Source organism: Paenibacillus baimaensis, from assembly GCF_025567575.1.
On the sequence record NZ_JAOQIO010000110.1, the window covers coordinates 1 to 13,588 of the forward strand.

Here is a 13,588-nt window from a genome sequence, read left to right on the forward strand (position 1 = left end):
AGAGTCGTATTGGCAGGCTGTGGGCTTTGTTTCTCGAATGTGACGCTGTCAAATACTAAAGTGGGTGAAGAAACAATTGTTACCGTTGACACACTCGATTCCACCAACGTCGAACTGGGAGTACCATCTTCTGCATTTCGTCCTTTAACTAAGATGCTGTAAGTACCGGCTACAGCTGGACTATAATCATACGAAAAATTAGTTCCATTTTGATTGGTTAGCCATTGGTAGTCGGTATCCGTAGGACCTTTTACAAACGCAGCCATATGGTGAGTGTTTACTCCTGTTGCTGCTATCGTTATCGCTTGTCCCATTGTATAAGTTGACCAATTTGACGGTGCTGTCAGGCTAACCTGAGGCGCATACAATATGGGGTTCGTTGTAAAATCAAGCTTATAATTGCTGCTGGAATATCCGCTATAGGGATGAACCTTTATATAATACGTACCCGGATCTAAAATCGGGGCAAATCCCTCATTGGCATTTCCTCCACTGGATGAGCTTGTTATCAATGCTTGGGAGCTGTTATAGAGCTTCAAATCATAGTCTGCTCCAGCAGGGATGTTGCTGAGAGTAGCTGTGAAATTGGATCTCGTCACTGTATTAATGCTGTAATAATCCTCATCCGAGCTAACGTGTATATTGGCATAGGTGGTTGAGTTGCTCTCCCTGTAGGTTGCTTGAGAAAAGGAATCGTTGGGTTCGAAAACATCGCCATTGCTGATGGTTGCATAATTTTTGGCTCTGAGATGGTAATAGCTGCTGCTGTCATAGCTTCCGTTGTACCCATTCACTCTCACGTAGTACCAACGATTGGCCTGTACGGGATAATTCGATATCATTTCATCCGCATTTCCACTATTAGATGAGCTGCGTATTTCCTGATACGTATCATCATACAGTTTGAGGTCATAATCACGTCCATAAGGGATACCACCCAGATAAAAGTTGGCATTCCCATTACTGGAGAACATCACTTTATAATAATCGATGTCGCTGGAAGATCCGATGACTCCATAGTTATCGTCATCATCTACGATGATATCTGCCAAATTAAAAGAATCGTTCGACTCCACCTCATATCGGTTAGCTAGAATAGTGGTGTCGGATAGGGTTGAACGCTCCTTCGTATACACATGGCTATATACTGAGTTCGAAACACTCTGTGTGCTAGGTGCATTCATGTATACAGCCTGAGCTACCGATAAGGTGATATTAAAAGGACTCTTGTAGACGGTCATCATGGGTCGCGCGGCTGTTGGTTTATTGGTTTCGGGATTACTTTTCAGATTAATAATAAACTGACCGACATAGGAGTCTACTGCATCGCTCCTTACGATCTTAACATTGAATGTAAAATTCGTATCGGCAGGCAATTGACCTAAGTTGACTTCTCTCTGACCCACATTGATATAGCTGTTAAATACAGCATTTTTTTTATCTTTTTCGTTAACGATAAGCTGTACCTTTTCGTAAGGCAAAGCTGTATCAGGAAGTGTAAACTTAGTGACTACAGATCCTGCCCCTTCTATCGAGCTAGTAAAGTTAAAAGGATACGTTGTCAACGGTTCTCCAGTTGTAGGTACGGATGGAGGTATCGTCGGTGGAGATGTAGATGGCGGCTGAGTATTTCCGGTTAAAGCCCCATAAGCATTGACTATACTACCGGAGGTTGTTTTTCCTGCAAGCTGAGGAAGATTCGTTGCATTCCCCTTCAGTTTGGCCTTTACTTCTTGCGCTGATAGATTGGGATTAGATGAATATAACAGTGCCGCTGTCCCTGTTACAAAAGGAGTTGCCATCGAGGTTCCCGTCATCAACCCGTAACCATTGCTGGGCAACGTACTCAGGATATTGACACCGGGAGCAGCTATATCCACGGTATTTCCGTAGTTGGAGAAGGAGGCAAGATTCCCTTTATTGTCTACTGCTGTAATCGATAAGGCATTGGAAAGGTTAAAACCTGCCGGATAGATCGGTGCTATTCCTACATCTGCTCCATTATTGCCTGAAGCATTCACGAACAACATGCCCGAGGTTTCCATCGCATCCCTCAACGCGGGATTGTATTCCGCACCTCCCCAACTGCAATTGACCAATTTGACACCCATGGATCGGGCATATTCAATCGCCTCTATCGCATCGGAGGTATAACCGTAGCTTCCTTGAATAAATTTCAATGGCAGTAGTTTCACATTTGGAGCCACACCGCTGATTCCTTCGTTATTTGCGCTTGCCGCGATAATCCCTGCCACATGAGTGCCATGCGTATCTGAACCACTTCCATCAAATACGGTGCTATCATTATTCACAAAGTCAAAACCCGTCACGTCATCTATGTATCCATTTCCATCATCATCGATACCATTGCCGGGAATTTCTCTCGTGTTAATGTAGATGTTATTCTTTAAATCATTATGGTTGATATCGATCCCTGTATCCAGTACGCCTACCAAAACAGCAGGATTTCCTGTGGTCACATTCCAAGCATCAACTGCGTGAATATCGATTCCCAAGGTTCCTGATTGACCGGAAACAATCTGTCCATTATTCAAAAGTCCCCACTGCTCATTAAACCTCTGGTCAGAAGGGAGTCCATTCGTGTATAGTTTATAGTTCTGTTGTGCGTATAGAACATTACTATCTTTCTTCAATTCAGCTAGAATGCCATCTACATCGTCTTTATCGTCAATTCCCAATATTTCAGTTTTGGTCGTTCTTGTTTTTTTCTTAACCTCTAGCTTAGTGAGTTTAAGCTTGTTCTTTAGGTTTTTTTTGATATTGTCTGCTTTAGACTCTTCTTTGTACTTGACTAGAATTTCCTTTCTTTCCTTTTGATCTTCTTTTTTATCTGGTGAAGGAATTCGATCACCAAGTTTGTGTAATAATCCCTGATAAACGTTATTGCTTATTGTCTGTACCATGCTGTTTGATTGTTGAACTGGAACAGCATCATTCTTAGCCCAAGCACTGCTATAACTTCCGAAAACACTTGTTGATACAATACTGGCCAACGCCACATATTTAAGCAGTTTGTTTAATTTCCCCAACGGTATCGCTCCTCTGTAAATTGAACTTATGTATTCCACAATTATCCAAAGGAAATCATACCATTATTACCATATTGGGTCCATATGAGCAGGACATATTTACTAGAATAGTAGAATAAAAAAAAGACCTCCGTTTGCGGAAGTCCTTCGTTAGTCACACTATTTCAAAAAAAGCTGGATATTATAAGAGTACATCTTCTCGATATATCCTTACCACGCACTCCACATGCACCGTATGCGGGTCAATTCCGCATTCCGATACAATCTGTTATAGTCTGTTAAAGCCTCGATTTTACTGGGTTTTTCATGTTCGCATTCCGTTCTATTGGGTTCTTTTGGGCTAACTGGTGTTAAACTTTATCACCAGTTTAACACCAATTTATCACCAACAGTACATTACAAATACCTAAAAATATCCGTAGGTCTATTCGTTTTCCCTCAATTGCCCTAGAACTTCCTCATATGCTTCTTGTTGCTCAACATTCTGTTCTGTGATTTCCGCTTGCACAGTATGATATTCCTCAACAAGATTAGCAAGGTCTGCTAGTTTATTTATCTCACCATGTTGTAATAAAATTTCTAAGTTCACCATAATGTGGTTTTTTAAGCTAACTACTTGCTGCTCATGCAGCATTTGGTTGATTACCTTAGTAACCATAGATCTCGCATGTTTATAGGAATTCTGATGAGCATAGGTAAAGATATACGGTATTTTTTGTTCTGGAGACAAATTTATAAATTGATTCACGTTTCTAAATCCTATCCTTTCGATTTCAGGGACTAATACATTTATTGATATAAGATGAATGACCTTGCAATAGAAAGAAAGCAATAACTCATCTTCTCTTGGATCTAATTTTTCCATCCAAAAATACTTTATATATTGATTGAATTCAAGATCCTTTATCCAAGGCTCAACTCCTGATTTTTTATCCTCATCGGTTGACAATTGATACCAAACATTAAAGAATTGCTGAGCATCTTCTAGGTCATGACGGCTCAACAAATCGTAAGAAAAGACATTTGAAACAAGCTCTTTTGTTAAGGACTTTACCGTTGAATCATTCCCAAATATATTGTAGAAGGTAATGGTTGATGTCATAATCCTTCTTGGCCTAAACAAGCCAGATTGTAATAATAGATCAGGTGCCTCCTTCCAAAGAAGTCTGCTTACATCCATAATCAAACTGGATAGAGACAAACTTGGATCTCCACTTTCCCATAAAGGGTACAAATCGTCGTAACGTGTGAGTAGAACATCCAAGAGAAGACGCTTCTCCTTAGCAGTTCTACGGAAACAATCCCATGAAAGCTTTTGATTCAGTTCTTTTACCGAAGAAGTTCTTTGAATACCGGTATATAGCTCATGGAAGGTGTGTCCCTCATTTAACAAACTATTGAATAGTGTATCAACTTGGGCCTGAGAAACCTTTCCGTCAGGTAACGAATACATAAAATATGTCCAGAAATGATCCAGTGTGCAAATTCTCTTATCTATAGACCATCTTGGATTCTTAGATTGATCCGATACAATAGCTGGGAACATGAGCTCAAGCATTCTGCTATATTCTACGTGCTTGTCGGTTATTTCTTTTGCAATATTCTCGTTTCCTTTTATCCCACTAAGAAAAAAATCTGAATGACGGAAAATTTCTTCAAACAAGGTCGGTTTTTCCACTTTAATGAATAGTAAGAATAAGAAATCCAATGTATATACATCTTTATGAACTAGAGGCAAAAATATATTTACAAGGTTAAGAAATCGCTTTACATTTCTTGGTGTAGAGACAAGTCCTTCCGTCATTAAGACAAATAATTCCCGATCAATAGAAGTGCTATAAAACTGAAGGATCTCACCTAGTTTATCCCAACATAACTCATTGAGCAGCGATTTATCCACCCGCGGCAAGTAGATAGGCACTTGTATAAATTTTTCCAAGTAAGCTCTTCCTACTTCTTTCGCGTAATCCTTTGAATACAATTGGGCAAGCGAAGAAGATATAACTTGTTCATCCAAAGCAATTACATAAGTTACATTTGGAAAATCAGCTATCATTCGAACAAGTTTGAACACCGTTTGTATCTCCTTATTATCCAACCTATCGATATCATCCAAAAACACCATGATCGGAACCGTCTGAGATTTCAGCTGATCTAAGATTTTATCACGAAGTTCGTTGATGTCCTGGTTTTCTTTGTTCTGTATAGTATTGAATAACATATCCTTGAAGTTAATAATTAACCCTGGGGGACGCAGACTAACAGGCGAAAGTAATCTCGCGTACATCTTTAATAATTGAGTTAAATCATGATCCAGTACTGTAGAGATAATAACCACTATTGCAATGGCTAAAGTGGTATACATCAATAAATCGAACAGATTGGATAGCGTATTACCAGTAAAATAACCATAATGATTTTTTACCGAGTAATAATTAGCTGCCAGTCCACACGCCCATCCAAGAAATACATATTTCCTTAGTAAACTTAATCTCTTCGGAGCCTTGTAGTACCCCAGTAACGCCGCCACTATCGCTATGATCAAAAGAGTCCATACCAGCTGCTTTTCGTAGATACTGTACCCTTGGGAGGGTTCTTGTATAAATATTCTAATTACTAAAAATGAAATGAAGGTTACTAAAGCGCTACCTAAATAAATAAATATCAGTCTGTTAGATAAAACTTTCATTTCTAGAGCCCCTTTTAAAGGAATATAATCTTCCTCTTATTTTTATAATATTAAAAACAATCTATGACTTACCATTGCCAGATACAAATATTATTCCAACATTGTAATGTTAAGTAACGGTTTCTACACCATCAAATCCCTTTATCTAATCGCTTATTCATTTCATACTCTGCTTGCTTCATGGTTAATTGCTTAAATTCCTCTAGAGCGCAGTCTTCTTTTCGACACTACTTCTTAGATCTTTTTGTCATCCAGCCTATTAGTTTTTTTATTCTTCTTAATTGATCACGACTATACAAGAAAAAGAGACACTCGCTCTTTTTAACAGAGGCAGTGCCTAATATGCATTACAAGCATTATCAGGGAATGTCTTTAAGGCTTATAATTTTACAGTAACACAACTTAAGAACAATATATGCTATATTCCACAAGAAATTTGATATTCCTTCATCATAGATATGAGGTAAAATTACAGACATAGGCTGTGGTTAGATTAATGCTAGACGCGGGAAAGGATTTAATTCAAGAACATACTATCTTAAGTACCATACTTGAATCATTCTTAATTGCATTTTGTATGATAAAAACGGCATAACCCTAGACACTCCCCTTGTATGGGACAACTCCCCCTTATCTACTTATTAGAAAACTGAATAACCCCAATATGGTATAATATACCTACAAGTCTAACAAAGGAGAAGTTATTGTGGCTCAACCAGGCTGACGCCAACATGTGATTCCAGCGAGTTTCTCGAATTCGGTTCTCCCGTCAAGGAGAGATAGTATAGTTTGGTATAGAAGAGATTCCATGCCCAAAACCATTGCTCTTAAAGCGGAAAATGTAGGGACCTCCAAACATATCTATACCATACAGACAGATAATATTGATGATCGCTATGTAAACACGACATGGGATTATGTAGAACACAATTTGAATACTGTCGTAGAGGCAAGAATGACAAACTCGAAAAGCCGCGTGGAAAATAACTTCATGTCTAATACTTTTTTCTGCTGAAATAAATCTTAATTTTCCTTTTGAAGAATCTGTAAGGAGTGTATAGCATGGCCCAAATGTCTCCTGATAAAATTCACCTTGTATCGAGAAAAATTGAACCTGGTGAAGAGTATGTGTATGGACTGATTGAGAACATGCCTGAGTCTGAGAAGTATTACGCTTATTTTGATACAAGGCAGAGTGGGCAGAAATATGATTATTATCCGGATTTTCTCATAATAACACCTGATTTAGGTCTATTCATTCTTGAAGTCAAGGACTGGTCAAAGGGATTCATTAAAAAAATAAATAAAGAGAAAGTATTAGTTAATTATAGCGGAAAACCTACATGGGTCTCCAACCCTTTAGTACAAGTTCGGAATTACACGAATTTGATGATTAAGGAATTAAGTAAAGAGGAGTCTCTTACTAATTCTAAAGGGTTAAAATTTAGTTACTCTTTTGGAATCGTCTTTCCTTATATGACAAGATCTGAGTTTCAAAGTCAAGTTGGAAATGCTGATGTTATCAACTTGAAGGCATGTATTTTTAAGGACGAATTAAAATCTCCTGCTGATTTGCATAAAGGCTTACAGAGATTAGCTTCTCGGTATATAGGGAGATTTCCAATATTAAACGATGATGAATTGGCCTTGTGTAGGAAATACATTTTTCCTGAAGTGAGCATGGACTCAGATGGTTTGAAAAAATTATTGACGTACGAACAACGAGAACTTGTTGAGACGATCGATTACGGGCTTCATTTGATTAATGCTCCCGTTGGGAGCGGCAAGACCGTTGTTTTATTTCATCGCACGTTAGTACTGGCCGAACTTCAAACAAATTGGATAATTTTGGTATTATGTTATAATCCAGTTACTAGAAGCTTTTTAGAACGTGAACTGAAAAAAAATATGCCAATTGGGAATCATGCAACGGTTGATATCTACGATGTTAGAGAGCTGTTTCATGAGATAGTCCTGCATTGTAACCTAGATGAGGAACTGCCTACAGACAATTACATACGTGTTCTAGATCGATTAAATTCAAAAGGAGATCAGTTTCCTAAACGATATGATGCGATTTTAATAGACGAAGCGCAGGATTTCTATGAAGAATGGCTAACTTTTATCTATAGAAATTTATTCGAAAATAAGAATAAAAACGCTCATTTGTTTCTAACGATGGACGGGTCACAAAACATCTACCGTCAATCTTATACATTAAGTTGGGCTGGATTACATCGGTCAAAAGTTAGTAAGACATTGAATTTAGATATTAACTACCGGAACACACGTCAAATAATTGAATTTGCAAACGCATTTATTAATAATGAATACTTAGAGAAATGTGTTTCAGATAATGTAGATAGTATAAATTATGCAGTGACAGATTTCGATTGCATTAGAGATGGTGAAAAGCCTCGCGTAATTGTTGGGATTGATTTAAACGATGTAAATAGGAAAATAGTGAATATGGTACATGAGGTATTCAACAAATCCACAAATCGGGCCCGGAAAATCTGTATACTTTGCACGCATGAATCCATAATTCCAGATTTTATGGATGAATTAAATTTGCGTAGAGTGCCATTTACATTATTGTCACAAGAACCTGATCACCACGAAGGCATATGGTTGGGTACCATTCAACAAAGCAAGGGATTAACATTCGACCATGTTGTAATTACGGGAATAGAAAATAAGCTTTTTACTAAAATGCCGGAAATAGACGCTACAAAGTTGATTTACGTTGGGATGACGCGTGCTTCCAATAGACTTGTTATTGGACTGAGTGAGCATAATATTTTTCGCTCACTACTTTCCAATAAAAGTTTTAATAAAATAAAGAAAGAGTTTAAACTTTCCGGAAAATACGAGTACGAAATTAAACTTACAACTTTTAGTTCAGACGGTGAATTTACGGTCCTTGATGAAAGTACGTTCCGAGGAAATGGCATTGAAAATATCGTGAATCAATATAATGAGAAGTTTTGGCTGCCTGTGTATTTTAGGAAAGAGCTGTTTCAATTTTTATGCGACATTCGCAAGGGTGACCATGGTTTTGTTACTGCGGGGGATCAGTCGATGTATGCTGAAATTATTGAATCTCCTTTTCCAGACCATACTAGGACTCAATTTTTAGAGTATTTTACTATGTAGTAAGGAGTTCCTCTTTTAAGTATGGTGCCGCGGATTGACTTGGAGCCTCTGTGGGCATGGAGGGTACGCGAGCGGGCGAGTTGGCTTAAGCCTCCTCGCGCCGGCAAACAGCCTACCATGCCCCCCCTCCAAATAAAGCCGAATTCTACACATTTACATATTCCGCGTATTAGTAATCCTGGGCGAAGTGTGATAGTAACCCTAGGCATTTCCCAAAAAAGGAGCTAGGGTCAAAGGCATCCGCATAAAATACAGTTAAAGCACCAATCTTTTACTATTAAATAATACCCATGTTTTCCATTTTTTGTTGCCTATAATTATCTAACTCTTCTTCTGTTGAACAGTTACTTTTATATAGTGCTAAAGCCAATCTAGCAATTATTGATTGCAATTTCAAAAGTATCTTCTTGTATTCATTATTCTGTATGTCGGTAAGTGATTTACCATTATGTACTATCTCGGTTCTTATATCTTCGGAGAAAATTCTCAATTCTTCAGACATTGAGTGGTACTGCTCCTTGGTATTTACTAAAAGAGGGATAATTCTTGGTTTGACTTTTTTAAATGGCAAGTATTGCTGAGATGCCAAAGTTTCGATGGTTGTCATAAGATAGATAAATTTACTATCAATTAAGGGAATATACATTGCCTCGCTTAGTCTCTTTAAAGCAAGCTTAGAAAGTAAAGAAACGTAATTCCCATCATCACATTCTAATACACTAATAAATTCATCTTCTACTAAAGAATCTATATTATCATTATTTAAATCAAGACCTATTCCACTTACCATAGTTAAGCCGTATAATCTACTACCTACTATCCTGTATTCATTTTCGGTATCTGGATTGATAATTATCATTCCGCTATAACCTGTTCTTAATAGTCCTGGAATTCCCGGATTCATTAGTGGATTGTCCATTCGAGAAAAACTAACCCTAACCACATCCAAGACCCTGTCGACTACATTGCAGGCATCCATCAGCATTTTTTCATCTTCACGTTTATTATTTGAATAATAACCTGTATCAGACCAATTTAACTCTATGACTGCAACAGTCATACTCCAAACGTCTTCAATTTGGATTCCGGTCAATATGCTTCCTAAATCACGCAGTGATTCATCTGTATACTCATAAGCTGAAAGTTTATCTGTAATTACTAATTTAGGAATGGCCATATTTTTCTGTTTTAGCATTACATTTTGATATTCAGAGGCTGGTATAAAGTTGATACCTCCTAGAATAAAAGGCTTTTCAATATTAAAATTATCAATTGGAATTAGTGCTTTCATTATACTTCTCCTTCAGTTTTTTGATAACGTTGTAAGTTTAAGAGCTCTCACCATTGTAGCCGAGTGAAGACAAGATCCGCAGAAGAGCAACTCCTAGACAAACGTACTCCATTAGTTTAGTTTTCATCTCCAGCTGCTCTGTAGTAGTAAACAGTTCGTTCAATCTCCGCCTTATCTCGTTGAGCTGCTCGCGTAAATAAAGCACCCCAACATGTTTCTTGGAATAATTCTGGAGATTTGTAAGTATGGAATTCTGAGCTGTCCAAACTGCTCATAAGTCAACTCTGACAGCAAAACAGACACAGGTATGGGTAACCCGTTCTCCGTCTTCCACTTACCGCTTCCGTAAGGCTTGCCAAGTAAGTATGAATCGCTCGTTTATAATCCGAACGGATCAAAAATGTAGTCGAAGGCAGCAGATCGTTTACCTTTACAGGCTCCTACTGCTACGCTCTCGCTACAATTGTCTCAGCAATTACCTTCAGAGTATGATAATTCAGCTTGAACAGTTGTTTCAACTCTTCCACTTCTTGACTGCGTCAAAATGAAACACCATGAGATCCAACATTGAATGGCCTTCGTATTTTGTACGATATAGAATTGCCCTTCTTCAGAGTATTTATCTATTCCGGCCTTCGAACCATATCTCCATGTACGGAGACTATCGAGCTCCACACACTCACTATTAAAAATGTTCCGCTAATTTTTTGCTTACCGTACTAATTCCCAACGCCTGTTGGACCAATCGGTGAGACCTGCATCATTTTCCATCACCTCTGATATGTACAGTCAATGGTAGTAGTAGTGTCGGATGAAGAGAACTTTACCCGTTGAACGACAACAAACATGACCAAATGTCCTCAGAACCACTGCTTCGCTGTTTTTATTGGTGTCGAATGAGCCACATACCCGTGACTCGGAAGCATCCATTTATTTGATTTTTTCGAATGTTTGTTTCATCCATCGTATTAGGTCTTTATTATGCTCCTTTTGTTCTGTATAAGAAATCCAACTATTGTATTTTTGGGAAGTCAATTGTCTGATTGACTCAGACAATTCACCATTTTCTTTTGCTATTCTTTCACTCAACGAAGCGATACTAATAATTACTTGTTTCAAATCATCCATTCTTTCAATTTCCATTTGTGCTTTTTTTGAATAATTAATAGGATAATATATGCAAGGGAAACATTGATACCAAGCAAGGCAGCAGCGGACATACAAAACAATATAAGACATTTCCATAAAATGCAAAAAACATGCAGGTATCGGAGAAAACCGTATCCCGCATCATGAAAGAGTTGAGCTTGAAGTCACGTACGCTCCGCAAATACAAAGCGACCACGAATTCGAACCATAACCTGCCTGTCAATACAATAAAGTTCAAAACAAAAGCGCCTGACCGACATTACGTATGTACACACGGATGAAGGATGGGTCTATCTAGCCAGCGTTATGCAAAGGCGACGTGTTACATCATTCCGATCATGGCAGCCAATATGCCTCTGTTGATTACCAAGAGCGATTGAAAACGTACGGGATCAAGTCGATTATGAGCCGCAAAGGCAACTGTTACGACAATGCTTGAATCAAATCCTTCATAGCGTGCTGAAAAAATAACTCATTTACTTAGAGAAATTTAGGACTCGACTACAAGCCTACCGTGAACTTTTTGAATACATCGAATACTTCTATAACCACAAACGAAACCATTCATCTATTGTCTATTCAACGCCGGATAAGTGCGAACATATGTACTGTAAATCTGAGTATCTTCCATCGGTGCTTGTAGATCGGTTTTAAATACGTGGTCACCTTTTTCAGGTCTTTGTAAGACACAAAACTAAAAAAACTTGCATCTACTTTAAACCTTATTTACCAAAACTACCTCCGCCTTGTTCAAGCCATCCTTCTATAGCTTTTGAATAAAATAATATTCGTCTTCTTATTCGAACACTGGGGATTGTATTCTCACGGACCATAGCATAGATAGAATCTGTGGAAACCCCTAACAAATCAGCCATTTCATTAACCGAATAAACTATTTTATCTTGCATTCTTATTGATCCCCTTTTTTATCCAGGTATTGATGCTCTCGATATCCTTAAACGTCTTTGTACACAATTATCGTTTTACTACAATTCCTCATTATGTTTGTTTTAAATCCGAATAGTCAAAATCAAAAGACATAATTAAAAACCCCCTAATAATAAGGAGGTTTTCCAATTCTCAATCTAAAAATCACTTTACTCTATATTTGTAGTACTTGTATATCATTAGAACATTCTAATGGAAGCATTATTGGTTCTAGATAGAATGCAATGTTTACATGTTGGGTTACAGTCGGAATAAATCCCATATGGAAATTAAAGGGCTTTAATATCCTTTGAAGATCATAAAACATCGACCAATTAAATTCCAGCATCTCTACAATAAAACCACCAGAGTTAAATTCTATGCGGAGGAAAAAAGTAAACCTTGAAGATTCTAATATCACTCCCTTTACTTGATGCTCTTTATGAGATAGTGAATTTTCAAGTAAATTAATAAAATCAGTTTCCTTCATGTAAATGTTAGTAAGATGTTCAAAATGGGATATACTCCATTCTGACCTAACATCTTGATATAAAAGCAATCTAAGCGGTACTCTAGCTAAAAGTGCCATAAATGAAACTAGCTTTAAGTTATATTCATCTCGTTTGCTACGATGATGAATAAACCATGAGAGTTTATTGGGATTTTCGTTAACGCATCCAAGTATCTCTTCCCAAGTCATATTAGTCGCACTTTGATTAAATAACGTTAACTTACGCAATTTTAAACTAATTGAAAAAATATGCTTTGAATAATCAAGCATATTCTGTTTTAATTGTGGAATTTCATGCCAATAATCTTGCCCATCCTTTTTATGCTTATTTATGTAGGCTTCCTCAGCTTGTATACGTGTATTTACTTCCTCAGAAATTCTATCCTCACAGAATTCTTTATAGTACTTCATATGTTTCGGTTTCCAATAATCATCAGCACCTGAATTTAGTTTAATCATTAACCTCACCAAGGTTATCGTAAACTATTAAGTTCAAATTACATATGCTACTACAAATTTGTAGCAACCGTGTGATCCAGTTATTCAAGGAAATGCTGATATTAAAAAACAAAATGAATCGAACTTTTACCAATAAGTGCATTTATTTTCGATATATTGAACCCAATTTCTCACTTTCAATCGGACACAATATTCAAAAAACTTCTTTCCCCTTACAGCCCCGATTACATTAGTTAAGCAAGAAATTAGTGAGGGTAACTTTTGAATCAATGCCAAAGAAACTCCTTTGATATTAACTGGCAGACCCATAAGCCGCACCTCCTTTCATATATTTGAATAGGGGTACAGGTAGTTGC

At 37.4% G+C, this 13,588-nt stretch carries 9 protein-coding genes; 3 read left to right on the plus strand and 6 right to left on the minus strand.

Annotated elements, in window-relative coordinates; genetic code table 11:
• Both OB236_RS32035 and OB236_RS32040 read right to left on the minus strand, forming a co-directional pair.
• Positions 1-3,050 (minus strand): S8 family peptidase (locus OB236_RS32035; RefSeq protein ID WP_262687633.1); only part of this gene is annotated, 3,050 nt, incomplete at its 3' end.
• A 424-nt stretch (positions 3,051-3,474) separates the two neighbouring features.
• Entirely contained in the window at positions 3,475-5,739 is a 2,265-nt protein-coding gene (locus tag OB236_RS32040; RefSeq protein ID WP_262687634.1) for a KAP family P-loop NTPase fold protein, read from the minus strand.
• A gap of 1,062 nt (positions 5,740-6,801) precedes the next feature.
• On the opposite strand from OB236_RS32040, the gene OB236_RS32045 reads away from it, so the two are divergent.
• On the plus strand, positions 6,802-8,895 hold the full coding sequence (locus OB236_RS32045; RefSeq protein ID WP_262687635.1) for a 3'-5' exonuclease: 2,094 nt from the start codon (positions 6,802-6,804) through the stop codon (positions 8,893-8,895).
• A 277-nt stretch (positions 8,896-9,172) separates the two neighbouring features.
• Here OB236_RS32045 and OB236_RS32050 read toward each other — a convergent pair whose 3' ends face one another.
• Together OB236_RS32050 and OB236_RS32055 are read right to left on the minus strand one after the other, a co-directional pair.
• A complete protein-coding gene (locus OB236_RS32050) occupies positions 9,173-10,186 on the minus strand; it encodes a hypothetical protein (RefSeq protein WP_262687636.1) in 1,014 nt (337 codons plus the stop codon).
• Between the two features lie 930 nt (positions 10,187-11,116).
• Positions 11,117-11,314, minus strand: a complete 198-nt coding sequence (locus OB236_RS32055; protein WP_262687637.1) for a hypothetical protein — start codon at positions 11,312-11,314, stop codon at positions 11,117-11,119.
• 340 nt (positions 11,315-11,654) lie between these two features.
• On the opposite strand from OB236_RS32055, the gene OB236_RS40230 reads away from it, so the two are divergent.
• Together OB236_RS40230 and OB236_RS40235 are read left to right on the plus strand one after the other, a co-directional pair.
• Complete coding sequence (locus OB236_RS40230) at positions 11,655-11,774, plus strand: DDE-type integrase/transposase/recombinase (RefSeq protein WP_408638541.1); 120 nt, start codon at positions 11,655-11,657, stop codon at positions 11,772-11,774.
• Between the two features lie 35 nt (positions 11,775-11,809).
• A complete protein-coding gene (locus OB236_RS40235; protein WP_408638546.1) occupies positions 11,810-11,989 on the plus strand; it encodes an IS3 family transposase in 180 nt (59 codons plus the stop codon).
• A gap of 68 nt (positions 11,990-12,057) precedes the next feature.
• Here the strand turns inward: OB236_RS40235 and OB236_RS32060 are convergent, their stop codons facing one another.
• Together OB236_RS32060 and OB236_RS32065 are read right to left on the minus strand one after the other, a co-directional pair.
• Positions 12,058-12,243: a helix-turn-helix domain-containing protein gene (locus OB236_RS32060; protein WP_262687638.1), complete on the minus strand. Its 186-nt coding sequence runs from the start codon at positions 12,241-12,243 to the stop codon at positions 12,058-12,060.
• A gap of 194 nt (positions 12,244-12,437) precedes the next feature.
• A complete protein-coding gene (locus tag OB236_RS32065; RefSeq protein WP_262687639.1) occupies positions 12,438-13,232 on the minus strand; it encodes a hypothetical protein in 795 nt (264 codons plus the stop codon).
• Positions 13,233-13,588: the final 356 nt, after the last annotated feature.

What these genes read in the sequence shown, in the direction of transcription:
- OB236_RS32040 (WP_262687634.1), bottom strand. Translation starts at nt 5,739, where the DNA reads ATGAAAGTTTTATCTAACAGACTGATATTTATTTATTTAGGTAGCGCT.
- OB236_RS32045 (WP_262687635.1), top strand. Translation starts at nt 6,802, where the DNA reads ATGGCCCAAATGTCTCCTGATAAAATTCACCTTGTATCGAGAAAAATT.
- OB236_RS32050 (WP_262687636.1), bottom strand. Translation starts at nt 10,186, where the DNA reads ATGAAAGCACTAATTCCAATTGATAATTTTAATATTGAAAAGCCTTTT.
- OB236_RS32055 (WP_262687637.1), bottom strand. Translation starts at nt 11,314, where the DNA reads ATGGATGATTTGAAACAAGTAATTATTAGTATCGCTTCGTTGAGTGAA.
- OB236_RS32060 (WP_262687638.1), bottom strand. Translation starts at nt 12,243, where the DNA reads ATGCAAGATAAAATAGTTTATTCGGTTAATGAAATGGCTGATTTGTTA.
- OB236_RS32065 (WP_262687639.1), bottom strand. Translation starts at nt 13,232, where the DNA reads ATGATTAAACTAAATTCAGGTGCTGATGATTATTGGAAACCGAAACAT.